This is a genomic window from Enterobacter cloacae complex sp. SHL018, assembly GCF_049237905.1.
Lineage (GTDB): Bacteria > Pseudomonadota > Gammaproteobacteria > Enterobacterales > Enterobacteriaceae > Enterobacter > Enterobacter hormaechei_C.
This window is the reverse complement of record NZ_JBMKJE010000001.1, coordinates 1,790,911-1,816,686: the sequence shown is the minus strand read 5'-3', so window position 1 is coordinate 1,816,686 and position 25,776 is coordinate 1,790,911. Positions and strand designations below refer to the sequence as shown.

The following is a 25,776-nucleotide window of genomic DNA, read 5'->3' as shown; positions in this document are numbered from 1 at the left end:
ATGCAGGTCACAAAATGGTTGATTTTTGTGATGGTGGTCATATTATAAGCGTATTGACAATAACACCTGCATAACACGTTACTGGAGCAACATAATGAAACTGCGCAAAATCCTGAAAAGCATGTGGGCAAACTACTGCACAACGTTTAAAGACGTCCCACCGGGTGCGATGTTCTGATAAAAAAACCTGCTTCGGCAGGTTTTTTTATGTCTGCGGACGACGAGAGGGAGATGGAAGGGCGTCTGTTTTGCTACTATGGCGGCCTTTGAATAAGGAGAACCCCATGTCACAAAACCTGAGCGCCGATCAGGAACTGGTATCTGACGTCGTCGCCTGCCAGCTGGTTATCAAACAAATCCTTGATGTGATTGACGTTATCGCGCCGGTTGAGGTACGCGAAAAGATGTCGACCCAACTGAAAAACATCGATTTCACCAACCATCCTGCTGCGGCGGACCCGGTTACGCTCCGCGCGATCCAGAAAGCGATTGCGCTGATTGAACTCCGCTTCACACCGCAGGGTGAGTCACACTAAAATAAACCGATGTTTTAAAATTAGAAACTCTTTTCTGCTTTTACGTCGAAGGGCGACAGAGCCTGTCGCCCGCAGAAGGATCAGAAGAACGTCTGCACCAGCAGATAGCTCACCACGCAGGCACAGCTGACGCCAATCAGCCCCGGCAGAATAAAGCTGTGGTTGATGATGAATTTACCGATGCGGGTGGTGCCGGAGCGATCGAACCCGATACAGGCCAGATCGCTCGGATAGGTGGGCAGCACAAAGTAGCCGTAGGATGCCGGGAAGAAGGCCACCAGCATTTTCGGATCGATGCCCAGCATCAACCCCATCGGGGCGACCGCGGTCAAGGCCGCAGCCTGGCTGTTGACCAGTTTTGATACCAGGAACAGCACGATGGCATACGTCCAGGGATGACTTTTCACCACCCCCTCCAGCGCCATTTTCAGCTCGTCGAGATGCGCCTGAAAAAAGGTATCGCTCATCCACGCCACGCCAAACACCGAGAAAATCGCGACCATCCCCGCCTTAAATACCGCCCCGTTTGAAATGGCCGACGCATTCACCTTGCAGGTCATCAGCATGATGGCCCCGGCGATCAGCATCATCATTTGAATGACAAGGTTCATCGACAGGGCTGTCGTTTTCCCTTTGATCTCAAACGCCGGACGCAGCTCGGGCAGCGCACCCAGCAGGACCACTACGGCAATCCCGGCGAAGAAGATCCACGTGGACCAGTAGGCCTGTTTCGGGAAACGTTGATCCATCAACGTCTCCGTTCCTCCATAGATAAACTCCCGCTGTTTCGGATCTTTCAGCTTTTCCTGAAATTCAGGATCGTGTGCGAGGTTTTTCCCGCGACGCAAGCTCCACAGTGCCGCAATGGCGACGCCAGACAGTGAGGCCGGTACGGAGACCGCAAGAATTTCGAGGATCCCCCACGCGTGGCCGATACCATGCTGCGCACCCAGAATCGAGACCAGCGAAACGACGGCCACGGAAACGGGGGAGGCGGTGATCGCCATCTGAGATGCCACCGAGGCCACCGCCATCGGCCGTTCCGGGCGTATGCCTTTTTTCAGGGCGATATCCGCGATAATGGGAAACATGGTGTAGACGACGTGCCCGGTCCCGCACAGGAAGGTCAACATCCAGGTGGTAAACGGTGCGAGAAGGGTGATGTGCTGGGGATGTTTACGCAGCAGGCGCTCTGCAAACTGCATCATTACATTCAGGCCACCGGCGGTCTGTAGCGTGGCGGCACAGCCGATGACGGCGAGGATCGTGAGCATCACGTCAACCGGCGGTTTACCGGGTTGCAGACCAAAGACAAAACTCAAAACAAACAGGCCGATGCCGCTTATCAGCCCCAGGCCCATCCCGCCGAAGCGGGTGCCTATCAGCAGGCAGAGGATAATGACAATAAACTCAATGGTGATCATGATGCTCCCTCGTTAATGAATGTAATTAAACAAATCATTACACGATGTATGGTTATTCATTGGGAGCAAGATCTGATTTGTTAAATGTCAGCAAAAGCAGGGAGTTGGTACCCACTCCCTGACGGGCTGAGGGATCCCCAGTAATTTGAAAGCAAAAGCGATAACGTTGCCTTCAGAATAACTGAAGGCTTTCAGCGATGCCTCGGTCCGGCTGTAAATCGCTGAGGCGTTTCCTGTAGGCCGGGGCGAGGCGCAGGGATGCGCCGAGAGGGCGGGCTTTACAGGGATGTTACCTCCGCCCGTCCCCGATAAGCCGGAAGGAATAAGCCGAAGGTACCGCGAAGCGGCGATTTTCCGCCGGAAGCCCGGGTCGCCAGGGTGGTGGCGACTGAGCCACCCTGGCACGTTCACCGGTTATGCCGTGACAGAGTAGCAAGGAACATAAAGTGAACGGAATGACCACCAGAGCCGTATGTTCCCCCTCACCCCAGCCCTCTCCCTCAAGGGAGAGGGGGCCGTCTGTGCAGGCATTATTTTGTGGGGAACTCTCAGCCCTGACGGGAGCGGGTGAAGGACTTAGTGGTGTTGCACGGTAGCAATGTCGAGAAGATGGCGGTCCGTCTGCTCCAGACAAATCCCCGCGCGTTTCGCGTTGCGGATTTCATCTGCGAGCGTCTTCAGCAGCATGCCATCCTGCTGCTGCTCTCTGTCCATATCACGTAAAAACTTGAGGGTAATGATGTCCCGTTGCGCTTTGGCTTCATCAGCCAGTTTGCTCAGCTTCGCACAGCGTTGCTCATACTCTTCGAGCGTTTTCTGAAACAGTTCTTCCAGAGAAGTGTAATTATCTTCAATCGTTTCAAGCTCTTTGACGGTAGGGTTTGCGCCGACAGCTTTCAAAAAGTTAAAGACGCGCATCATGTGCGTGACGTTACTTTGCGCCTGAGTACGAAAGAAGGTGGCAGTGCCGTTGAGGCTTTTTCTGGAACACCACGCGCTCAAATGCAGATGCAGATTTGAAGCATAAAACTCCAGGTTCATCTGGGCATTCAGTTTTTGCATCATCGTTTGGGTAGTCATTCTCATATCCTTATTGACTGTGGGACTTGATGTCCGCTACTTAACCTGACCCGGCAGGTATTGACGATTGAATGGCAGAAATAGATTTCTGCAAGGTAAAAAACTCGAAAATTCACTTCCTGTGTTCGATTAAAATAAGCATACGCTTCTCTTTGACTTAAGAAAACTCTTAATTGGGCTGTGTTTACCATACATTACAAATTTAAATATAGCCCAGAACAGAAAGAGGGGTAAGAGATTGGATTTAATATAACCTGTTGATTTTAATGGGTGTGAAATTAATATTGCTCATTTTTATCGTTTCAGGAAACGTTCTTTGGCGGGAAATTCTGTAAAAGTGTTAAAACAGAAATAATATCTGCAAATATATCCTGTCGTATCAAATTTGAGCTAAATCAATTTTCACTCAATATACGGTTCTGTGATCGCGTCGCAAGATTGTGATCTGATAAAGAGTGAAAATGAAACACTGTTTTACATCGTTTCATTCGTTGAGGTTTATGATGGCTAACGTTGCGGTGCTGCTGGCACCCGGTTTTGAAGAAGCAGAAGCGATTATCACGATTGATATTCTGCGGCGTTTACAGATTGAGGTGGAGACGCTGGCCTGTGCGGAGTCCCGTGCGGTAGTGAGTTACCACAATATCCCCATGGTGGCTGACAGTACGTTAACGGAGCGCATTAATACGCTGTATGACGCAGTCGTGTTGCCCGGTGGGCCGCAGGGGAGCGTCAATCTTGCGGCTAGCCAGGAGGTGATCCGCTTTGTTTCCGCGCATGACGAGCAGGGCAAACTCATCTGCCCAATCTGCTCTGCGGCCGCGCGGGTGCTGGGCGGTAACGGGCTACTGAAGGGGCGTCGCTACGTCTGTTCCGGCGATCTCTGGCAGAGCGTTGATGAGGGAGTATATGTGGATGCGCCGGTCGTGGTGGATAATAACCTCATCAGCGGCAAGGGGCTGGGGCACGCTTTTGACTTTGCGCTGGCGCTCTCTGCTCGTCTGTTGGGTGACGACGCCCCCGTGCGCGATCATGCTGAACACATCTATTACCGCTGGTAATTTTTTCTGCCGGGCGCTAAGGCGTCCGGGTTACAGGGATTTCTTAGCTGACCTTATGGATAATCCTGCTTAACTCCTTTCCATTTGTAGGACAATTACGTCCTTTTTTATGTCATTTTCCGCTGAATTTATGTACGCAATTACTGTAATTCTGCGGTGTGATGTCGCTCTCTTATGGATGATTAATTTCCCGCTAAAACTATCTCCAGCAATAACGCTTATGACGAGGTAAGCGCTAATGCCTTGTTTTAAGTCCGATTAAATAAGTTGTTCGCCATTATTCCCTACAGATAAGAATGCTAAAGCTGGAGTTTACCATGCACAAATTTACTAAAGCGCTGGCGGCCATCGGCCTGGCTGCCGTTATGTCACAATCCGCTATCGCTGAAAATTTAAAGCTCGGTTTTCTGGTTAAACAGCCGGAAGAGCCGTGGTTCCAGACCGAATGGAAATTTGCTGATAAAGCCGGAAAAGATTTGGGATTTGAGGTAATTAAAATCGCCGTACCTGACGGTGAGAAAACGCTGAACGCCATTGATAGCCTGGCGGCAAGCGGCGCGAAAGGTTTCGTTATCTGTACGCCGGATCCAAAACTGGGGTCAGCGATTGCCGCGAAAGCGCGCGGTTACGACATGAAAGTGATTGCGGTGGACGATCAGTTCGTGAACGCCAAAGGTAAACCGATGGATACCGTTCCGCTGGTAATGATGGCGGCCACTAAAATCGGTGAGCGTCAGGGCCAGGAGCTCTACAAAGAGATGCAAAAACGCGGCTGGGATGTCAAAGAGACCGCCGTGATGGCCATTACCGCTGACGAGCTGGACACCGCCCGTCGTCGTACCACCGGGTCCATGGACGCCCTGAAAGCGGCTGGCTTCCCGGAAAAACAGATCTACAAAGTTCCGACCAAATCCAACGATATTCCGGGCGCCTTTGATGCGGCGAACTCCATGCTCGTCCAGCATCCGGAAGTGAAGCACTGGCTGGTGGTGGGGATGAACGACAACACCGTACTGGGCGGCGTGCGTGCAACGGAAGGCCAGGGCTTTAAAGCACCGGACGTGATCGGGATCGGCATCAACGGCGTTGACGCCGTGAGCGAACTGTCTAAAGCGCAGGCGACCGGCTTCTATGGTTCTCTGCTGCCAAGCCCGGATGTCCACGGTTATAAATCCAGCGAAATGCTCTACAACTGGGTGACTAAAGGGGTTGAGCCGCCGAAATTCACCGAAGTGACCGATGTGGTGCTGATCACCCGCGATAACTTCAAAGAGGAGCTGGCGAAAAAAGGACTGGGCGGTAAGTAATACGCTGTGATTGCGCCCCTCACTCACCGTGAGGGGCCAGACGTACACACTACAGGAATCACGGAGTCGTTATGCAACAGTCTGATCCGTATCTCTCTTTCCGCGGCATCGGTAAAACGTTCCCCGGTGTAAACGCGCTGACCGATATCAGCTTCGACTGCTATGCCGGCCAGGTTCACGCCCTGATGGGGGAGAATGGCGCGGGAAAATCCACGCTGCTAAAAATTCTCAGCGGCAACTACACGCCCACCACCGGCACGCTGGCTATTCGCGGCGAAGAGGTGGCCTTTGCCGACACCACGGCAGCGTTAAATGCGGGCGTCGCTATCATCTATCAGGAGCTGCATCTCATTCCTGAAATGACCGTGGCGGAGAACATCTATCTGGGCCAGCTTCCGCATAAAAGCGGCGTGGTCAACCGCTCGCTGCTCAACTATGAAGCGGGCTTGCAGCTCAAGCACCTTGGGCTGGATGTCGATCCGCAAACGCCCCTTAAGTATCTCTCCATCGGCCAGTGGCAGATGGTGGAAATTGCCAAAGCGCTGGCACGTAACGCCAAAATTATCGCTTTTGACGAGCCAACCAGCTCGCTCTCGGCGCGTGAAATAGAAAATCTCTTTCGCGTGATCCGCGAGCTGCGCAAAGAGGGCCGCATCATTCTGTACGTTTCTCACCGAATGGAAGAGATTTTTGCCTTAAGCGATGCCATCACCGTGTTTAAAGATGGCCGCTACGTGCGCACCTTCACCGATATGCAGCAGGTCAACCATGACCAACTGGTGCAGGCGATGGTCGGACGCGATCTGGGGGATATTTACCACTGGAAACCGCGCGAGTATGGCCTTGAGCGTCTGCGTCTGGATAACGTCAAAGCCCCGGGCGTGCGCACGCCCATTTCACTCTCGGTGCGCAGCGGCGAAATCGTCGGGCTGTTTGGCCTTGTGGGGGCAGGGCGCAGCGAGCTGATGAAAGGGCTGTTTGGCGGCACCCGAATAACCCAGGGCCAGGTTTTCGTCGACGGGAAAAAGGTCGATATTCAGAAGCCTGCGCAGGCGATTAACGCGGGGATTATGCTCTGCCCGGAGGATCGAAAGGCCGAGGGCATCATTCCGGTGCACTCGGTGCGCGACAACATCAACATCTCTGCCCGGCGCAAGTTCATCCGCGCGGGATGTCTGATTAACGACGGCTGGGAGGCGAGCAACGCGGATCACCATATCCGTTCGCTGAACATCAAAACCCCCGGCGCTGAACAGCTGATCATGAACCTGTCCGGCGGCAATCAGCAAAAAGCCATTCTGGGGCGCTGGCTGTCGGAAGATATGAAGGTCATTTTGCTGGATGAGCCAACGCGCGGTATCGACGTGGGGGCGAAACACGAAATCTATAACGTCATCTATGAACTGGCAAAACGCGGTGTGGCGGTCCTGTTCGCCTCCAGCGATCTGCCTGAGGTGCTGGGCGTCGCCGACCGCATTGTTGTGATGCGTGAAGGTGAAATTGCCGGTGAATTGCTGCATGAACAGGCGAATGAACAACAGGCGTTGAGTCTCGCCATGCCTAAAGTTAGCCAGGCTGTCGCCTGAGTAAGGAGTCAATGATGTCCTCTGTTACTACATCCGGAGCGCCGAAGTCGGCTTTCAGTTTTGGCCGCATCTGGGACCAGTACGGCATGCTGGTGGTCTTTGCTGCCCTGTTCGTCGCCTGCGCGATTTTTGTGCCGAATTTCGCCACGTTCATCAATATGAAGGGGCTGGGGCTGGCTATCTCCATGTCCGGCATGGTGGCCTGCGGAATGCTGTTCTGCCTGGCCTCCGGTGATTTTGACCTGTCGGTTGCCTCGGTGATTGCCTGTGCAGGCGTCACCACTGCCGTGGTGATCAACATGACCGAAAGCCTGTGGATCGGCGTGCTGGCCGGGCTGCTGCTCGGCGTGCTGAGCGGCCTGGTGAACGGGTTTGTCATTGCGCGCCTGAAGATTAACGCCCTGATCACGACGCTGGCGACCATGCAAATCGTGCGCGGTCTGGCCTATATCATCTCCGACGGGAAAGCCGTGGGGATTGAAGACGAGCGTTTCTTCACGCTGGGCTATGCCAACTGGCTGGGTCTGCCTGCGCCAATCTGGCTGACGGTAGGCTGTTTGATCCTGTTCGGTTTCCTGCTTAACCGCACCACGTTTGGCCGTAACACGCTGGCGATTGGCGGCAATGAAGAGGCGGCGCGTCTGGCGGGTGTCCCGGTCGTACGGACCAAGATCATTATCTTCGTGCTTTCCGGGCTGGTATCGGCGGCGGCGGGGATTATTCTGGCGTCGCGTATGACCAGCGGCCAGCCAATGACCTCCATTGGTTATGAGCTAATCGTCATCTCAGCCTGCGTTTTAGGGGGCGTTTCCCTCAAGGGCGGCATCGGAAAAATCTCATATGTGGTGGCGGGGATCCTCATTCTGGGGACCGTGGAGAACGCCATGAACCTGCTTAATATTTCTCCGTTCTCTCAGTACGTCGTACGCGGCCTGATCCTGCTGGCGGCGGTGATCTTCGACCGTTACAAGCAAAAAGCGAAGCGTACCGTCTGATTTATTTTTAGCCATCAATATGCTCAACTATTAACCATAGTTGACCCCCTGACCGGCCCGCCAGTTTTGCTGACGGGCCGGTTGCCAAATGGCGAGCACCGTCACACTGTCTATACTTACATGGCTGTTTTGTTCACTGTAAGGAGGATTAGGGTGGCTGACTTGTTAACCGCACCGCCTGTACTGCCCGGAAAATTTGCTTTCTTTTTTGACCTCGACGGGACGCTCGCCGGGATTGAACCGCATCCGGATGACGTCGTTGTACCGGACACGGTGTTAGAGAATTTGCAGCAGCTCTCCCGACAGAACGAGGGGGCACTGGCATTGATTTCAGGGCGCTCAATGGCCGAGCTGGACGTGCTCGCCAGTCCTTATCACTTTCCGCTGGCCGGTGTGCACGGAGCGGAGCGCCGCGATATCCATGATCAACTGCATATAGTTTCACTCCCCGACACGCTGATTCAGGCGCTACATGCGCAACTCTCTTCGGCTCTGGAAATGCTTCCCGGTACGGAACTGGAAGCCAAAGGCATGGCCTTTGCGCTGCACTACCGTCAGGCGCCCCATCATGAGGCGGCGATCTTTGCGGTGGCAAGAAGCGTGGCGGAAGCCCATCCGGAGCTGGCGTTACAGCCGGGTAAATGTGTGGTCGAGATTAAACCGGCTGGAATTAACAAAGGCGCTGCCATTGCAGCGTTTATGGCGGAAGCGCCGTTCAAAGGGCGTACGCCAGTCTTTTTTGGGGATGACCTGACCGACGAGGCCGGGTTCAGGGTGGTAAACCAGGCCCAGGGCATGTCTGTCAAGGTTGGATCTGGTGAAACCATTGCCGGATGGCGGCTGGAAAATGTCGCCAGCGTCTGGCAGTGGATATCTGACGTCGCTAACCAGCAACAACAACAAATAGCGCAAAACAACGGGAGAAATCATTATGGGTCGCTTAGTCGTCGTCTCTAATCGCATCGCACCGCCGGATGATAAAAAAGCCAGTGCCGGTGGCCTGGCGGTCGGGGTATTAGGTGCCCTCAAAGCCGCGGGTGGTCTCTGGTTTGGCTGGAGCGGGGAAATCAGTAATGAAGAGAAACCGCTAAAAAAGGTGTCACGGGGCAATATCACGTGGGCCTCCTTCGCCCTTAGTGAGAAGGACTACGATGAATATTATTCCGAGTTCTCAAACGCCGTGCTGTGGCCAGCGTTTCACTATCGTCTGGATCTGGTGAAATTCCAGCGTGAATCCTATGAAGGCTACATGCGCGTAAACGCGCTGCTGGCAGATAAACTGCTGCCGCTGATCGAAGATGACGATATTTTATGGATCCACGATTACCATCTGCTGCCCTTCGCCAGGGAGCTGCGTAAACGGGGTGTGAAGAACCGGATCGGCTTCTTCCTGCATATTCCGTTCCCGACCCCGGAGATCTTTACGGCGCTGCCGCAGCATGATGAAATTCTTGAAGCATTGTCTGATTACGACCTGCTCGGTTTCCAGACGGAAAATGACAGGCTGGCGTTCCTCGACAGCGTGTCGGGTAAAACCCGGCTGGTCACTCACGGCGGCAAATCTCACACCGCGTGGGGACGAAATTTCCATACCGAAGTCTACCCGATTGGTATTGAGCCAGACGAAATCGCCGAGCAGGCCTCTGGTCCGCTGCCGCCGAAGCTTGCCCAGCTCAAGGACGAACTCAAGCACGTTAAGAATATCTTTTCGGTTGAACGACTGGATTATTCCAAAGGGTTGCCGGAGCGATTCCTCGCTTATGAAACCCTGCTGGATAAATTCCCGCAGCATCACGGCAAGATCCGCTATACCCAGATAGCGCCGACCTCGCGCGGTGAGGTTCAGGCTTACCAGGATATTCGTCACCAGCTGGAGACCGAAGCAGGGCGCATCAACGGGCGCTATGGTCAGCTCGGCTGGACTCCACTTTTCTATCTGAATCAGCACTTTGAGCGCAAAATCCTGATGAAAGTGTTCCGCTATGCGGACGTCGGGCTGGTCACCCCGCTGCGCGACGGGATGAATCTGGTGGCAAAAGAGTATGTAGCAGCACAAGATCCTGCTGACCCGGGCGTGCTGGTGCTGTCCCAATTTGCCGGTGCGGCAAACGAGTTAACCTCGGCGCTGATTGTGAACCCTTACGATCGCGATGATGTGGCAAATGCCCTGAACCGCGCGTTAACCATGCCGCTTGCGGAACGTATTTCACGTCATTCAGAAATGATGGAGACCATCGTTAAGAATGATATCAACCGCTGGCAGGCGCGTTTTATTGACGATTTGCGCGCGATCCAGCCGCAAACTCAGGAAGGTGATCTGCAAAAAAAGATCGCGACCTTCCCTAAACTCGCCTGATTTTCTCCGGGGGCATTAATTGCCCCCGAGAGGCACCAGCAGGACATCCACCTGGCTTGACGAAACGATGGATTTTGCCGAGCATGCCGCCCGGGAAAAAAAGCTCTGGTTATGATTTCCGCAAATGACCAGGTCAACATTCTGTTTCTGACAAATGTCGAGAATATGTCCACTTAACTCGCCGGTGGCAATCACCGTCTGGTGGACAGGATATTTTGCCCGCTCAACCAGCTCGCGCAGAAATTGCTGCGTTTCCTCCTGAAGAACCTCACGAATATCTTCCAGCATTGGCGCTGCCAGTTGATTATACATTTCGGGTTCAGCAGCCAGGGTAATCAGACTTATGCGGGCATTATTCGGGCGGGCAATGGAAACGGCACGGGCGACGAGTTGATGACTTTCGGGGGAAACCGCAACAGAAACAAGAAGATGGGAGTAACTCATCACACACTCCTTTTATGTCAGAATGACACGTTTCTCAAGCTTTACCGCGAATCTGCCGCTTCTGCAAGAGGCACATGCGACAATAGTGTGAAGCTTATCATAATTATTCATTAATTATTCTTATAAGAAGAATAACGAAATGGGGACGCTAAATGAAAGTAATTAACAACTTAACGTAAATCACACATTTAGCCTTCCGTGCTGTTAAATCGCGTTAACCGATCGTCAACGCAAGCGTGATGGTTACCCATGGAAACTTTTTTCTCGAAAGGAAAACTTAAGCTGCTGTTTTTACTTAATTAACTCCGCCTCTTCTCTGGCGTTCGCGCCCGCTGTGACGCGAAAGGGCAGTGCTTCTTCGACGTAGCAATTTTCATACCCGATCCCCTCATCCCTCTGCATGAGTATTCGTTCCATAAGAATATAAACAAGCTTCAGTTGCTCAATAAATAGTCAAATTACAAGTCACGCTGATGGATTTATGGGTTACATTCGCGTAAATTATGTGACGGAGATCACATTTTTTTTAAATTCCAGGGGGGGCTGCATTGTATGTGTCAAAACTGACGAGTAGAGTTTGCGTCGAATTAGGAAAAATCTTAGTTATTTGTAAGAAAAGATAAAATGTGTAACCGACATTTTGGCCATGTTAACCGGTCACGCGCTTTACGACGTACAAACCTAAATTCAACTATGCATTTGGCCTTTTCTTTTTATACCGGGTGATTTCCCGGCGACATCACGGGGTGCGGTCTTTCCGCATAAAAATAATAGTTGGTTATTCGGGATGGGAAAAATGCATACATCCGAGTTGCTAAAACATATTTATGACATCAATTTGTCGTATTTATTGCTCGCGCAGCGTTTGATTAGTCAGGACAAACCGTCAGCGATGTTTCGTCTGGGTGTTAACGAAGAGATGGCAACCATGCTGGGTGGATTAACCCTCCCGCAAATGGTCAAGCTGGCTGAAACCAATCAACTTGTCTGCCAGTTCCGTTTTGATAACCCGCAGACCATTACGCGTCTGACTCAGGAATCCCGCGTGGACGATCTGCAACAGATCCACACCGGTATTCTTCTCTCCACCCGCCTGCTCAACGAAATCAGCCAGCCTGATGACGTAGCCCGGAAGAAAAGGGCTTAACAATGAGCGAAAAAAGCATTGTTCAGGAAGCCCGTGATATCCAGCTGGCGATGGAACTCATCACGCTCGGTGCGCGTTTACAAATGCTGGAAAGCGAGACGCAGCTGAGCCGTGGTCGTCTGATCAAGCTGTACAAAGAATTGCGTGGTAGCCCGCCGCCAAAAGGTATGCTGCCGTTTTCGACTGACTGGTTCATGACCTGGGAGCAGAACATCCATGCTTCCATGTTCTGTAACGCCTGGCAGTACCTGCTTAAAACGGGCTTATGCAGCGGCGTTGATGCCGTGATCAAAGCCTACAAACTTTACCTTGAGCAATGCCCGCAGCAGGAAGAGGGACCCCTGCTGGCGCTGACCCGCGCCTGGACGCTGGTGCGTTTTGTTGAAAGCGGAATGCTTGAATTGTCCCGCTGCAACTGCTGTGACGGCAATTTCATTACCCACGCGCACCAGCCTGCGGGCAGCTTCGCCTGTAGTTTGTGCCAGCCTCCATCCCGAGCCGTAAAAAGACGTAAACTTTCCCGGGATGCTGCCGATATTATTCCACAACTGCTGGATGAACAGATCGAACACGCTGTTTAACCCGAACCTGTGGGCAAGATTCCAGCAGCGGTAAGCGATTACCGCTGCTTTTTTTTACCCTGCGTTCAGGTCATGCGCTCGAAATGGACGTCCTGCCATAGTCACTAGCGGAAGGATGATGTCGTGCTTATCTTATTAGGTTACCTGGTAGTTCTCGGTACAGTTTTCGGCGGTTACATGATGACCGGCGGGCACCTTGGAGCACTCTATCAACCGGCTGAACTTGTCATCATCGGCGGTGCAGGGGTAGGGGCTTTTATCGTTGGTAACAACGGCAAATCGATCAAGGGCACGCTGAAGGCGATTCCGCTGCTGTTTCGTCGCTCGAAATACACCAAAAGCATGTATATGGATCTGCTGGCGCTGCTCTATCGCCTGATGGCGAAGTCACGTCAGCAGGGGATGTTCTCGCTGGAGCGGGACATCGAAAACCCGAAAGAGAGCGAAATTTTCGCCAGCTACCCGCGTATTCTGGCCGACGCGATGATGCTCGATTTTATCGTCGATTACCTGCGACTGATCATCAGCGGCAACATGAACACCTTCGAAATTGAAGCCCTGATGGACGAAGAGATCGAAACCCACGAGAGCGAATCCGAAGTACCGGCCAACAGCCTGGCGCTGGTGGGCGACTCGCTTCCGGCGTTCGGCATCGTGGCGGCGGTCATGGGCGTTGTTCATGCCCTGGCCTCGGCGGATCGCCCGGCGGCTGAACTGGGGGCGCTGATTGCCCACGCGATGGTGGGGACGTTCCTCGGTATTTTACTGGCCTACGGCTTTATCTCCCCGCTGGCGAGCGTGCTGCGCCAGAAGAGCGCCGAAACCACCAAAATGATGCAGTGCGTGAAAATTACGCTGCTCTCAAACCTCAACGGCTATGCGCCACCGATTGCCGTCGAATTTGGTCGTAAGACGCTTTACTCCAGCGAACGTCCGTCGTTTATCGAACTGGAAGAGCACGTGCGCGCGGTGAAAAACCCTAACCAACAGACGACAACTGAGGACGCATGAAAAACCAGTCCCATCCGATCGTCATCGTAAAAAAGCGCAAGCATAAGGGGCACGGGCACGGTTCTCACGGCTCCTGGAAGATCGCGTACGCCGACTTTATGACCGCCATGATGGCCTTCTTTCTGGTGATGTGGCTAATCTCCATCTCCAGCCCGAAAGAGCTTATTCAGATTGCGGAATATTTCAGAACGCCGCTGGCGACGGCGGTTACCGGCGGGCCGCGCATTTCTAACAGCGACAGCCCGATCCCCGGCGGCGGTGACGATTACACTCAGCAGCAGGGTGAAGTGAAAAAACAGCCTAACATCGACGAGCTGAAAAAAAGGATGGAGCAGGCGCGTCTGAAAAAACTGCGCGGTGACCTGGATCAGCTGATTGAAGCAGACCCTAAGCTGCGCGCGCTGCGTCCGCATCTGAAAATTGACCTGGTGCAGGAAGGGCTGCGTATTCAGATCATCGACAGCCAGAACCGGCCGATGTTCAAAACCGGCAGCGCCGACGTGGAGCCTTACATGCGCGATATTCTGCGTGCGATTGCACCGGTGCTGAACGGTATTCCTAACCGCATTAGCCTGTCCGGACACACGGATGATTTCCCGTACGCCACGGGAGAGAAGGGCTACAGCAACTGGGAGCTTTCTGCCGATCGCGCCAACGCCTCGCGTCGCGAGCTGGTGGCGGGTGGGCTTGATGATGGCAAGGTCCTGCGCGTGGTCGGCATGGCTGCAACCATGCGCCTGACCGACCGCGGACCGGATGACGCCATCAACCGTCGTATCAGTCTTTTAGTGCTGAACCAGCAGGCGGAGCAGGCCATCCTGCATGAAAACGCCGAAAGTCAGAATGAGTCACTGGACGATTTAAAACAGCCTGGGGCCGTCCCTTCGGCTGCCGTTCCAACATCGCCACCAGCCAATCCGAGGTGATAGCGTGAGCATGGATATTACCGATTTTTACCAGACATTTTTTGATGAAGCCGACGAATTGTTGGCCGATATGGAGCAACATTTGCTGGATCTGGTGCCCGAGGCACCGGACTCAGAACAGCTCAATGCCATCTTCCGTGCGGCGCATTCCATTAAAGGCGGTGCCGGAACGTTTGGATTTACCATTTTGCAGGAAACCACCCATTTAATGGAAAACCTTCTGGATGAAGCACGACGCGGTGAGATGCAGCTCAATACCGACATTATCAACCTGTTTTTGGAAACGAAAGATATTATGCAGGAACAGCTCGACGCCTATAAAAGTTCGGCAGAGCCTGATGCCGCCAGCTTTGAATACATCTGCAACGCGCTGCGTCAGTTAGCGCTGGAAGCCAAAGGTGAGGCGTCTGCGCCCGCTGTCCCTGCGGCAAAACTGAGCGTTGTTGACGCCGTGGCCGAACCCGATACGGCGCCTGACGCGCCCGCAGGAAAACTGCGCGTAGTGCTGTCACGTCTGAAGGAGAACGAGGTGAACCTGCTGGAAGAGGAGCTGGGGAACCTGGCGACGCTCAGCAACGTGGTGAAGGGCAAAGACAGCCTGGCCGCGACGCTCGACGGCGGGATCGGCCAGGATGACATCGTGGCGGTGCTCTGCTTCGTGATTGAAGCGGATCAGATTGCGTTTGAAACCGAGGCGGCGGCCGTTGAAGCGCCTGCTCCGGCAGAGAATACCCCTGCGGTAGTTGCCGCTGCCCCGGCCCTGAAAGCCGTGCCAAAAGAGACGGCCGCTCCGGCCCGCGGTGAAAAACCAGCGGCGCGTTCCAGCGAGTCCACGAGCATTCGCGTGGCGGTGGAAAAAGTGGATCAGCTGATCAACCTGGTGGGTGAACTGGTCATCACCCAGTCGATGCTGGCCCAGCGCTCCAACGAGCTGGACCCGGTGACCCATGGCGATCTCATCACCAGCATGGGCCAGTTACAACGTAACGCCCGCGATTTGCAGGAATCGGTGATGTCCATCCGCATGATGCCGATGGAATATGTCTTCAGCCGCTTCCCGCGCCTGGTGCGCGACCTGGCCGGCAAGCTCAACAAACAGATCGAACTCACGCTGATGGGCAGCTCCACCGAGCTGGACAAGAGCCTGATTGAACGCATTATCGATCCGTTAACGCACCTGGTGCGTAACAGCCTCGACCACGGCATCGAGCTGCCGGAAAACCGCGTAGCAGCTGGAAAATCGCCCGTGGGCAACCTGATCCTGTCAGCGGAACATCAGGGCGGCAACATCTGCATCGAAGTGACCGATGATGGCGCCGGCCTGAACCGCGAGCGCATTCTGGCGAAGGCGATTTCGCAGGGAATGGCGGTCAACGAAAATATGACCGACGAAGAAGTGGGGATGTTGATTTTTGCCCCGGGCTTCTCAACCGCAGAGCAGGTCACCGACGTTTCCGGCCGCGGCGTGGGCATGGACGTGGTGAAACGTAACATTCAGGAGATGGGCGGTCACGTTGAGATCCAGTCTAAGCAGGGCGCGGGCACCACGATTCGTATCCTGTTGCCGCTGACGCTGGCCATTCTTGACGGCATGTCCGTTAAAGTGGCGGACGAAGTCTTTATTCTGCCGCTGAACGCGGTGATGGAGTCCCTCCAGCCGCGTGAAGAAGATCTGCATCCGCTGGCGGGCGGCGAGCGCGTGCTCGAAGTGCGCGGCGAGTACCTGCCGCTGGTGGAACTGTGGAAAGTGTTTGAAGTGGACGGGGCAAAAACCGAGGCCACGCAGGGTATCGTTGTGATCCTGCAAAGCGCCGGACGCCGCTACGCGCTGCTGGTCGATCAGCTGATTGGTCAGCATCAGGTGGTGGTTAAGAACCTGGAAAGTAACTACCGCAAAGTGCCGGGGATCTCTGCTGCCACCATCCTGGGTGATGGTAGCGTCGCGCTGATCGTCGATGTATCGGCACTTCAGGGATTAAATCGTGAACAACGTGTGGCGAACACAGCCGCCTGATTAAGTAAAAGGTAATAACATGACCGGTATGAGTAACGTAACGAAACTGGCGGGCGAGCCATCTGGACAGGAATTCCTGGTTTTCACTTTAGGGGATGAAGAGTACGGTATCGACATCCTGAAAGTGCAGGAAATTCGCGGTTACGACCAGGTAACGCGCATTGCGAACACGCCAGCGTTTATCAAGGGTGTGACCAACCTGCGCGGTGTGATTGTGCCTATCGTGGACCTGCGCGTGAAGTTTAGCCAGGGCGATGTGGAGTACAACGAAAACACGGTGGTGATCGTCCTGAATCTGGGGCAGCGCGTGGTGGGGATCGTGGTGGATGGCGTGTCTGATGTACTGTCGCTGACCGCCGATCAAATCCGTCCTGCGCCGGAGTTTGCGGTCACGCTGTCGACGGAATACCTGACGGGGCTGGGTGCGCTCGGCGAGCGTATGCTGATTCTGGTGAATATTGAGAAGCTGCTGAACAGCGAAGAGATGGCGCTGCTGGATATCGCGGCGAATCACGTAGCATAAAACAAAGCCGGGTGGCGGCTTCGCCTTACCCGGCCTACAAATGGCTCGAACACGTAGGCCGGGTAAGCGTCAGCGCCACCCGGCTCTTTTGTAACCTTACGCCTCCTGCTCCACCAGCGCTGATTCCGCTTCCCGCGCCCCTTCATTCTGCGACAGCATCGCCGTCGCAATCCCGTTCCCCAGCACGTTAATGGCCGATCGTCCCATATCCAGGAAATGGTCAATCCCCATCAGCAGCAGGATCCCGGCCACCGGAATGTTAAAGCTCGGAATGGTTGCCGCCAGCACCACCAGCGACGAGCGCGGTACGCCCGCAATGCCCTTCGAGGCCAGCATCAGCGTTAACATCAGCACCGTCACCTCGGTGAAACTCAGGTGAATGTTGTACGCCTGAGCAATAAACATCGAGGCGAATGAGCAGTACACCATAGAGCCGACCAGGTTAAACGAGTAGCCGATCGGCAGGACGAAAGAGGCGATATTACGTGAACAGCCGAAGCGCGCTAACTGCTCCAGCGTTTTCGGGTATGCCGCTTCTGAGCTGCTGGTGGTAAAGGCGACCAGCACCGGATCTTTCAGCATCGCCACCAGACGGAAAATCTCTTTTTTCAGCACCATGTAACCTACCGCCAGCAATACCAGACAGGTCAGAAGGATCGCCACATAGTAACCGCCAATAAACGAGGCATAGTTCAGCAAAATGCCGAGACCCTGAGTGGCAATCACGGACGAAATCGCGGCAAAAATGGCCAGCGGCGCAACGTACATCACGTAGCCCGTCACTTTCAGCATAATGTGGGAGACCACATCCAGCGCCGCCACCAGCGGGGCGTTGAATTTTTGGCCTAATGACGCGCCGCCGATGCCGAAGAACATCGAGAAGACCACAATTTGCAGGATCTCATTTTTCGCCATCGCGCCGGCAATGCTGGTTGGAATTGTGTGTGACAGGAAGGCCTTCAGCGACATCCCGCTAACGGCCAGGCCGGTATCAACCGTCTCGGTCGGAATGCTCAGGTTCAGGCCGCTGCCGGGTTGTTCAAGGGTAACAATAAACAGCCCCACCAGAATGGAAAGCACGGATGAGCTGATAAACCACACCATCGCTTTACCCCCGACGCGCCCAATCGTCGACGTTTCACCCAGCTTCATAATGCCCACCGTCAGGGTGCTGAACACCAGCGGGGCAATCACCATCTTAATCAGCCGCAGGAAAATATCGGTCAGCAGCGTAATGTTCTCCGACCAGGCCTGTATCGCGTCGGGCGAAGCATACTCATGGATCGCCGCACCTGAAAGAATACCCGCCAGCATGAAAATCACGATGAAGAGCGTGAGTTTGTTTGCACTTGCCACAAAAAGATCCTCTATGCGCTAAAAGAGTTTCCTGCGTCAATGCATACAAAATTTTTATTTAAGCGCAGGAAAATATTCGGGGCATAAATTGAAGTAAAGCTGCGTGAGTTACAACTTGTTTTTATTTTTTATGAAATTCGTTGTTTTTACAATGACGATATATTGTGATGCGTATCACATTACAGGCGATATATCCTCAAATTAAGCAAGAATAATGCCCGTTTTATTTTGCTAACTCTTTGTAATGTTTGTTAATAGTCTGTTAATTGGAGGGCGGGTGTCTCACCTTCGCTGAAAGTGGTTGAAGCGTGAACCATAAACTAAATTCTCAGTAACCGCGCCGGGGAATGTTTAAGCGGGGCTAACATACTGAACAGTATGAATAAAATAGGGTAAGCGGACCATTATTTCTTCTGGAGGGTGGTAAATGAAAAGAACACTTCTTTTTATCTGCGCGGGTACACTGCTGACGGCGGCGACTGTCGGTCAGGCGCTGGCAGTCACCAGTAGCGGTACTATCGGGGCGACGCTGACGTTGACGAACGGTTGTTTGATCAACGGCTCGCCAACGCAAAACGGCATTAACTTCGGGACACTCGATTTCGGGACCCATCCTGCGACATTCTCCACCCTGACAACCCAGTTAACCGGGGCCAGCGGCGGAAACACCTTTACCATTCAATGTACCACTGCCAGTTACACGGTGGCGATCACCGGCAACACCAACGCGACCGCACCCGGAACCGTTGTCGGCACCCCCGGCACACCCGCCCGCTATCTGGTGAACACCGCCAATGCGGCACAGGGCGTGGCATACAGCCTCTATAGCGACAGCGGGTACAACAACGTGATCGCTAACAACGCCGCGTTGCCCGTTGCCTCCACGGCGGGCGGGGTGGACAGTTATACCCTCTACGGACGCATAACGGGCGGTGGCAATAGCGTAACGGTTGTACCGGGAACCTATACCGACACGATTAACGTCAGCGTCACCTACTGATTCAGCCATGAAGGCATTGTGTTTATGTCTGCGCGAAAGCGCAGAGGGCGTCGTGCACCCTTTTTTGGCCCTGCTCGTCGGGCTGATGATGATCTGCGACGCCGGGGCGGTGACCTCCCAGTCCTTCAGGGTGAGCGCGACGGTAGTACCAGGGTGCTCGGTGAGTACCGGTACGGGCGGGCGCTTTGGGACGCTGGATTTTGGAACCCGTAACGGCGTGGACAACACGCCGGTCAGCACCAGCTTTGTCGCCGACGGCGCGTTGTCCATCGCCTGCACGCCGGGCGTGGCGCTGAGCATGAGCATTGACGGCGGCCAGAATTACAGCTCGGTGCGACGGATGACGCGTTCAGGCGGGACCGAAGTTGTTGGTTACCGGCTTTACAGCAGCAGCTCTCTGGCGGCGAACAGCGAAATTGGGGTTAACCAGGCCATACCGATTACCTATACCAACAGCAATAACATCGCGCTGCCTCTTTTTGGCGTCGCGCTCCTGACGGGGTTTAGCCTGCCGGGAACATATTCAGATCAACTCACCGTGACCTTGTCATGGTAGGAAAGGGAGAACATTGATGAAGCCATTTTTCAGGCGATCAGGCCTGGTGGGTCTGTTGGGGGCAACGGCTCTGGCAGCGGGCCAGGCGCAGGCAGCGGCAACCATTCTTTTGTGGCCCATCGATCCGTGGCTTTCGGCAGAGGCCAGAGCAACTGAATTGTGGATCCAGAATCAGGGCAACAGCGCCACGACAATGCAGGTGCGTATTGTGCGCTGGAAGCAGGAGGGCGGATATGAGCGTTACACCGCCCAGCAGGATGTGGTTGCCAGCCCGCCGATCGTGACCATCGCCAAAGGCAGTAAACAGCTTATTCGCCTGATCAAGCAGGGGACAATCCCGTCGGGGGTTGAGCAGGCCTACCGCATTATTGTGGATGAAATTCCCCAGCCGGATGCCAAAGCGGAACCGTCCATGGGCCTCAAACTGCAAATGCGCTATTCCATTCCCTTATTTGTTTATGGGCAGGGGATCCCCACCCTCAACGAAGGGGCGCACCACGCGTTGGCGAATACTCAACAGCTGAGCTGGCGGGTCGTTCAGGAAGGGGGGAAACCCGCGCTTCAGGTCCGTAATCAAGGGGATGTGCACGTCCGGCTCAGCCAGGTTGCGGTTGAGCAGGGCGGGCAAAAACGCACGGTTGCCGAGGGGCTGCTGGGTTATGTGCTGCCAGGCAGCACCCGAAGCTGGCCGCTTCCGGCAGGGATTTATCAGCCGAACCGGATGAGCGCGCAAATTAATGCCAGGGATACGCAATGGCAATCGACGCCCGTCAACTGAAACCGGCGATGATGATCCTGCTTTGCGTCAGTACCAGCGCCTTTGCCGAAACCGGCGACGACAGTTTACCGCCGCCGCCGGATGCACGGACGATAAACGGCGAAGCAGTATTCCAGCTCGCCCTGGTGCTGAACCACTATGACACGGGTCTGGTGGTGCAGGTGACGCAGCGTGAGGGCGCCTGGTTTATTTCGGGCGCGGATTTGCTCCGCGCCGGGCTGCCGCCCGCGCATGTGCCAGCCGGAGAGGTGAATCTCTCGACGCTTACGTCGGTACACGCAGAGTACGACAGCACGGCCCAGCGCCTGTTGCTGACGGTCCCCCGGGACTGGGTCGCGGCGCGGGTCACGCCTTTCAGTGAGCAGAGCACGCAAAGCAAACCGCACTATGGCCGCGGCGCGCTGCTCAATTACGACGTTTATACCAACCATTCCGAACACACGGGCGGTCAGGCATCGGTCTGGCACGAGTTCCGCTATTTCAATGAGGATTATTCATTTTCATCGACGGGTTACGCCCGGCAGAATTTCACCGGTAACAGCGGACAGCAGGAAGGGTACGTGCGTTATGACTCTACGTTACTGATCACCAACGAAGAGGATGCCACCACCTGGTCCGCCGGGGACGTCATCAGCGATGCGCTGAGCTGGAGCACCAGCGTGCGCATGGGCGGGATCAGCTACGGGCGCGACTTCTCCCTGCGTCCGGATCTGGTGACCTGGCCGCTGCCGGCGTTTTCCGGCGAGGCGGCTGTCCCGACCTCGGTCGATCTCTTTATTAACGGCTACCGTTCCGGCTCCACCCGCCTTCAGCCGGGGCCGTTTACCCTCACCAATCTGCCGTATATCAACGGTGCTGGCGATGCAGTACTGGTTACCACTGATGCGCTGGGTCGTCAGGTGAGTACCACGCTGCCGTTTTATGTCAGCAGCGATCTGCTTAAGCAGGGGTTAAGCGACGGCGCCGTGACGCTGGGCAGCCTGCGGCGTAACTACGGTATTGAGAATTTTGACTATGGCCCGGCGGCGGGCAGCGGATCGTACCGCTACGGGGTGACCGACTGGCTGACGCTGGAGGGGCATGCGGAAGGGGCGGAGTCGCTGGCGCTTGGCGGCGCGGGCACGGTACTGAAGCTCGGGCGTTTTGGCGTGGTAAATACCTCGTGGACCCAAAGCCGCATGCGCGGCGATAGCGGCGGCCAGATAAACTGGGGCTATCAATACAACACCAGCGAGTTTAGCGTAGCGACCCAGCATACCCGACGTGATCGTGGTTTTGGCAATCTCGCCCTGTACGATCAGCCCACCGTTTATGATGAAAAGGATAACCCCGTTGCCAGCCTGAGCCGCAATACCGACCAGTATTCCTTAACCTTTAACCTCGGCGGATACGGCAATATCGGCGCGGCGTGGATCGGCGTTGAGAGTTTTGACAGCCAGAAAACTGAGCTGCTCAACCTCTCCTGGAGCCGTAATATGTGGGGCTCAAGCAGTATTTATCTGGCTGCCAGCCGTGACCAGCAGCGGGGCGACTGGACGGTTGCGCTGTCGTTGCAGGTTCCCCTCGGCGAACGTGACAGCGCCGCCGTCACCTTTGAAAACACCCCTGACGCAGGCAGCACTCAACGCATTAACTACAACCACTCGATGCCTTCAGACGGCGGCTTTAGCTGGAACATGGCCTGGGCCAACCAGTCGCGGTCGAGTAACTATCAGCAGGCCACGCTCGGCTGGCGGAATAACAACGTGGAGCTACAGGGCGGCGGCTACGGTGAGAAGGGCATGATGACCTGGTGGGGCGAGGCGATGGGCTCTGTCGTGCTGATGGACGGTGAGCTGTTTGCGGCGAACAAAATCAACGATGCGTTTGTGGTGATCAGCACCGACGGACATCCGGATGTTCCCGTCAGCTACGAAAACCAGCCGGTCGGAAAAACCAATAACAAAGGCTATCTGCTGGTGAGCGGCGTTTCCGCCTATTACCCGGCAAGTTACCGCATTGATACCCTGAACTTACCCGCGGATACCCGGCTGAAAGAGACCGAGCGTCGGGTGGCGATTCGTCGGCATAACGGTTATCTGGTGGATTTCCCGATGGAGCAGGAGCGGGTTGCCAGCGTGATCCTGCACGATGTGCAGGGCAATGCGATCCCGGTAGGAAGCCAGGTCAGACGCGCGTCCCGCAGCAGCGCGGTTGTCGGCTACGACGGCCTCGCCTGGCTGGAAAACCTCAACGACGTGAATCCGCTCGAGGTTACCACCCCGGAGGGTAAACGCTGTACGGCAACGCTGACCGTTGGCGCAAACCCTGAACATAAGCTGCAAACCTACGGTCCGCTGACCTGTCGGGAGGCGCCGTGAGACGCCTGTTAATCGCGCTCCTGCTGCTGTGCTCCGGCGGCAGCTGGGCGGCCTGTACCGTCAGTACGGTGAATGCCTCGTTTGGCAGCGTCACCTCGTTCGCACTCAGCGGCACCGGGGAAGTGGAAACGACGGGCACGCTGGTGGTGACCTGCGATACCGTTCTCAACCTGTTAACCAACGACTCGGTGACGCTGAATTACACCTCGGCATCCGTCTTCGCGAATAGCCGGGCGACCATGAAGCGTACGGACAACGCGGCTATTACCGATGTCATCCCTGCGCGGCTGTGCGGGGCGTCCGGCTGCGGCGGAAACAGTGAAATACAAATCAGCAAAGCCTATACCTGGAGCGGAAACACGCTGCTCGGGCTGCTGGGTTCAAGGCGCTACAACATTCCCCTTTATTTCCGGACCGTAATGGGGCAGAACGTCACCGCCGGGCCGTATCAGGTGTTGTTAACGTTCAGCATTAACTACAACGTGTGCGCCGTTGGCGCGGTCGGAGCGTGCCTGACCCCGCAAACCGGTACGGCAACCACCTCGATCCTCCTCAACATGACCGTCACCAACGATTGCAGCACCATGACCACGCCGGACGTGAATTTTAACAGCGCGCCGCTGGTGCAAAATTTTCCTACCGTTTCACAGTCGGTTGCCGTCACCTGCACCAAAGGCAGCACCTACACCATAGGCATTAATAATGGGGCAAATGCCCTGAACAACGTGCGTCGTATGGTCAGCGGCAGCAACTTCATGAGTTACGACATCTACAAAGAGGCGACCAGCAACCGCTGGGGTAGCAGCGGCAGCGAGCGCTGGGCCAGCGCCAGCTCATCGCAGGTCAGTACGGACGGGCTTTTACGTACCTACAACTACACCGCCAAAGTTCTGACCAGCCAGGCCACGCCGCCTGCCGGAACCTACACCGACACGCTGATTGTCGACGTCGCGTTCTGACTCCCGCGCTTTTCCCTTTCGCAAATGTAAAGTTCCTGTGGCCTGTGCCGATAACACCGTTAATAAATCTATGAGAAGGTGTTGTATGTTGAACCGTATCCGCGTTGTCACAATGCTTATGATGGTGCTGGTCATTTTCGCACTTCTTCAGCTTATTTCTGGCGGCCTCTTTTTCTCGTCGTTAAAACAGAACCAGGACAGCTTCGCGGCCTCGAACGATTTGCGAATGCAGCAAAGCGAACTGACCACGACCTGGGATCTGATGTTGCAGACGCGTATCAACCTGAGCCGCTCGTCTGCCCGCATGATGATGGACCCAAATAACCAGCAGAGCAGCGCAAAAACGGAACTGCTGAAGAATGCGCGCGCCACGCTGGCAGACGCGGCGAAACATTACGACGCCTTCAAAAAAATCGCCCCTCAGCCGGCAATGGCGCAGGCGAGCGCGAACATAGATGAAAAATATCAGGCCTACTTCGCCGGCCTCACGGAGCTGGTGCAGTTCCTGGAGAAGGGCAATATGGACGCCTATTTCGCGCAGCCGACCCAGGGAATGCAGAACGCCCTCGGCGCGGCGCTCGGCGAGTACGCTAAAGCCAGCGGCGAGCTTTATCACTCCGCGTTCACGCAAAGCCAGAACGACTACCGTTTCGCGAAATGGCAGTTGGCGGTTCTCGCCCTCGCGCTGGTCATCGTACTGGTGGCCGTGTGGTACGGCATTCGTCATATCCTGCTTAACCCGCTTGGCCGCGTCATTGCCCATATCCGTGATATTGGCCGGGGCGATCTCACGAAAACGCTGACCGTTTCTGGCCGCAATGAGATCACCGAGCTGGCAACCAGCGTCGACCATATGCAGCGTTCGCTGATTGATACCGTCGCCAACGTGCGCGAGGGGGCGGATGCCATCTATACCGGCACGAGTGAAATCGCGATGGGCAACAACGATCTCTCGTCCCGTACCGAACAGCAGGCATCCGCACTGGAAGAGACGGCGGCCAGCATGGAGCAGCTCACCGCGACCGTGAAGCAGAATGCCGACAACGCCCGTCAGGCGTCGCAGCTTGCAGAAAGCGCGTCCGACACCGCCCAGCGCGGGGGTCGGGTGGTCGACGGCGTGGTGAAAACCATGCATGACATTGCCGACAGCTCGAAGAAAATCGCCGACATCATCAGCGTTATCGACGGCATCGCCTTCCAGACCAATATCCTGGCGCTGAACGCGGCCGTTGAAGCGGCGCGTGCGGGCGAGCAGGGGCGCGGGTTTGCCGTGGTCGCTGGCGAAGTGCGTAACCTCGCCAGCCGCAGCGCCAATGCGGCGAAAGAGATCAAAGCCCTGATTGAAGACTCTGTTTCACGCGTGGATACCGGCTCGGTGCTGGTGGAAAGTGCGGGTGAAACCATGAATGACATCGTGAATGCCGTGACGCGCGTGACGGACATCATGGGTGAAATCGCCTCTGCATCGGATGAGCAGAGTCGTGGTATTGACCAGGTCGCCCTGGCGGTATCGGAAATGGATCGTGTGACGCAGCAAAACGCCGCCCTGGTGCAGGAGTCCGCTGCCGCGGCCGCTGCGCTGGAGGACCAGGCGAGCCGCCTGAAAATGGCCGTCTCGGCGTTCCGTCTTACTTCAAAAACGACAAATACGGTCAACTCGCGGTCGGCGTACAGCGAAGCAACCCCGGCGCCCGTGACAACACGTACGCGCGCAGCGGTGACCGGACAAGATGAAAACTGGGAAACATTTTGACTGACAATTAAACCGCGGCTGCT

At 55.3% G+C, this 25,776-nt stretch carries 24 protein-coding genes; 20 read left to right on the top strand and 4 right to left on the bottom strand.

The window, feature by feature from the left end; translation table 11 throughout:
- Positions 1–94 precede the first annotated feature (94 nt).
- Complete coding sequence (gene azuC, locus ACOTY5_RS08780) at positions 95–178, top strand: stress response protein AzuC (RefSeq protein ID WP_003859682.1); 84 nt, start codon at positions 95–97, stop codon at positions 176–178.
- Between the two features lie 106 nt (positions 179–284).
- Positions 285–536 (top strand): DUF2766 family protein, encoded by a 252-nt coding sequence (locus ACOTY5_RS08775; RefSeq protein WP_003859683.1) that lies wholly within the window; start codon positions 285–287, stop codon positions 534–536.
- 80 nt (positions 537–616) lie between these two features.
- On the opposite strand, the gene ACOTY5_RS08770 is transcribed toward ACOTY5_RS08775, so the two are convergent.
- Both ACOTY5_RS08770 and ACOTY5_RS08765 read right to left on the bottom strand, forming a co-directional pair.
- Positions 617–1,960, bottom strand: coding sequence for an anaerobic C4-dicarboxylate transporter (locus tag ACOTY5_RS08770; protein ID WP_421631893.1), 1,344 nt, complete (start codon positions 1,958–1,960; stop codon positions 617–619).
- A 576-nt stretch (positions 1,961–2,536) separates the two neighbouring features.
- Complete coding sequence (locus tag ACOTY5_RS08765; protein ID WP_017384424.1) at positions 2,537–3,040, bottom strand: non-heme ferritin-like protein; 504 nt, start codon at positions 3,038–3,040, stop codon at positions 2,537–2,539.
- Positions 3,041–3,543: 503 nt separating this feature from the next.
- On the opposite strand from ACOTY5_RS08765, the gene ACOTY5_RS08760 reads away from it, so the two are divergent.
- The 6 genes from ACOTY5_RS08760 (at position 3,544) to otsA (ending at position 10,345) form a co-directional block, all read left to right on the top strand.
- Positions 3,544–4,101 carry a DJ-1 family glyoxalase III gene (locus tag ACOTY5_RS08760; protein ID WP_045142355.1) on the top strand — a complete coding sequence of 186 codons (558 nt, stop codon included), beginning with the start codon at positions 3,544–3,546 and terminating at the stop codon, positions 4,099–4,101.
- Between the two features lie 317 nt (positions 4,102–4,418).
- Positions 4,419–5,408 (top strand): arabinose ABC transporter substrate-binding protein AraF, encoded by a 990-nt coding sequence (araF, locus tag ACOTY5_RS08755; RefSeq protein ID WP_017384422.1) that lies wholly within the window; start codon positions 4,419–4,421, stop codon positions 5,406–5,408.
- A gap of 71 nt (positions 5,409–5,479) precedes the next feature.
- On the top strand, positions 5,480–6,994 hold the full coding sequence (gene araG / locus ACOTY5_RS08750) for an L-arabinose ABC transporter ATP-binding protein AraG (RefSeq protein WP_045142349.1): 1,515 nt from the start codon (positions 5,480–5,482) through the stop codon (positions 6,992–6,994).
- A 14-nt stretch (positions 6,995–7,008) separates the two neighbouring features.
- A complete protein-coding gene (gene araH / locus ACOTY5_RS08745) occupies positions 7,009–7,989 on the top strand; it encodes an arabinose ABC transporter permease AraH (protein WP_003859689.1) in 981 nt (326 codons plus the stop codon).
- Between the two features lie 153 nt (positions 7,990–8,142).
- Positions 8,143–8,946 (top strand): trehalose-phosphatase, encoded by an 804-nt coding sequence (gene otsB, locus ACOTY5_RS08740; RefSeq protein WP_033486793.1) that lies wholly within the window; start codon positions 8,143–8,145, stop codon positions 8,944–8,946.
- Positions 8,921–10,345 (top strand): alpha,alpha-trehalose-phosphate synthase, encoded by a 1,425-nt coding sequence (gene otsA / locus ACOTY5_RS08735; RefSeq protein ID WP_045142350.1) that lies wholly within the window; start codon positions 8,921–8,923, stop codon positions 10,343–10,345. The genes otsB and otsA overlap by 26 nt, the downstream gene beginning before the upstream one ends.
- Positions 10,346–10,360: 15 nt before the next feature.
- Here otsA and uspC read toward each other — a convergent pair whose 3' ends face one another.
- The gene (gene uspC, locus ACOTY5_RS08730; RefSeq protein ID WP_017384418.1) at positions 10,361–10,789 is read right to left on the bottom strand and encodes a universal stress protein UspC; all 429 of its coding nucleotides are present in this window, start codon (positions 10,787–10,789) and stop codon (positions 10,361–10,363) included.
- A 796-nt stretch (positions 10,790–11,585) separates the two neighbouring features.
- Here uspC and flhD point away from each other — a divergent pair.
- From flhD to cheW, 6 genes are all read left to right on the top strand, one after another.
- Positions 11,586–11,936: a flagellar transcriptional regulator FlhD gene (gene flhD / locus ACOTY5_RS08725; protein ID WP_003859693.1), complete on the top strand. Its 351-nt coding sequence runs from the start codon at positions 11,586–11,588 to the stop codon at positions 11,934–11,936.
- Positions 11,937–11,938: 2 nt separating this feature from the next.
- Positions 11,939–12,517, top strand: coding sequence for a flagellar transcriptional regulator FlhC (flhC, locus tag ACOTY5_RS08720; RefSeq protein ID WP_003859695.1), 579 nt, complete (start codon positions 11,939–11,941; stop codon positions 12,515–12,517).
- A 123-nt stretch (positions 12,518–12,640) separates the two neighbouring features.
- Positions 12,641–13,528: a flagellar motor stator protein MotA gene (gene motA / locus ACOTY5_RS08715; protein WP_003859696.1), complete on the top strand. Its 888-nt coding sequence runs from the start codon at positions 12,641–12,643 to the stop codon at positions 13,526–13,528.
- On the top strand, positions 13,525–14,454 hold the full coding sequence (gene motB / locus ACOTY5_RS08710) for a flagellar motor protein MotB (protein WP_003859697.1): 930 nt from the start codon (positions 13,525–13,527) through the stop codon (positions 14,452–14,454). The genes motA and motB overlap by 4 nt, the downstream gene beginning before the upstream one ends.
- Positions 14,455–14,458: 4 nt before the next feature.
- On the top strand, positions 14,459–16,468 hold the full coding sequence (cheA, locus tag ACOTY5_RS08705; RefSeq protein ID WP_017384416.1) for a chemotaxis protein CheA: 2,010 nt from the start codon (positions 14,459–14,461) through the stop codon (positions 16,466–16,468).
- A 19-nt stretch (positions 16,469–16,487) separates the two neighbouring features.
- Positions 16,488–16,991, top strand: a complete 504-nt coding sequence (gene cheW, locus ACOTY5_RS08700; RefSeq protein ID WP_039270525.1) for a chemotaxis protein CheW — start codon at positions 16,488–16,490, stop codon at positions 16,989–16,991.
- A 96-nt stretch (positions 16,992–17,087) separates the two neighbouring features.
- Here cheW and ACOTY5_RS08695 read toward each other — a convergent pair whose 3' ends face one another.
- Positions 17,088–18,347, bottom strand: coding sequence for a dicarboxylate/amino acid:cation symporter (locus ACOTY5_RS08695; protein WP_045142120.1), 1,260 nt, complete (start codon positions 18,345–18,347; stop codon positions 17,088–17,090).
- A gap of 427 nt (positions 18,348–18,774) precedes the next feature.
- Between ACOTY5_RS08695 and ACOTY5_RS08690 the strand changes: the two genes are divergently transcribed.
- From ACOTY5_RS08690 to tar, 6 genes are all read left to right on the top strand, one after another.
- Positions 18,775–19,347: a Csu type fimbrial protein gene (locus ACOTY5_RS08690; RefSeq protein ID WP_017693232.1), complete on the top strand. Its 573-nt coding sequence runs from the start codon at positions 18,775–18,777 to the stop codon at positions 19,345–19,347.
- Between the two features lie 7 nt (positions 19,348–19,354).
- Positions 19,355–19,903, top strand: coding sequence for a Csu type fimbrial protein (locus tag ACOTY5_RS08685; RefSeq protein ID WP_017384414.1), 549 nt, complete (start codon positions 19,355–19,357; stop codon positions 19,901–19,903).
- A 16-nt stretch (positions 19,904–19,919) separates the two neighbouring features.
- A complete protein-coding gene (locus ACOTY5_RS08680) occupies positions 19,920–20,681 on the top strand; it encodes a fimbrial biogenesis chaperone (protein WP_015570266.1) in 762 nt (253 codons plus the stop codon).
- A complete protein-coding gene (locus tag ACOTY5_RS08675) occupies positions 20,657–23,041 on the top strand; it encodes a fimbria/pilus outer membrane usher protein (protein ID WP_045142119.1) in 2,385 nt (794 codons plus the stop codon). The genes ACOTY5_RS08680 and ACOTY5_RS08675 overlap by 25 nt, the downstream gene beginning before the upstream one ends.
- Complete coding sequence (locus tag ACOTY5_RS08670; RefSeq protein ID WP_017384412.1) at positions 23,038–24,000, top strand: Csu type fimbrial protein; 963 nt, start codon at positions 23,038–23,040, stop codon at positions 23,998–24,000. The genes ACOTY5_RS08675 and ACOTY5_RS08670 overlap by 4 nt, the downstream gene beginning before the upstream one ends.
- Positions 24,001–24,085: 85 nt before the next feature.
- Positions 24,086–25,753, top strand: coding sequence for a methyl-accepting chemotaxis protein II (gene tar / locus ACOTY5_RS08665; protein WP_045142118.1), 1,668 nt, complete (start codon positions 24,086–24,088; stop codon positions 25,751–25,753).
- The last annotated feature ends 23 nt before the right edge of the window (positions 25,754–25,776 follow it).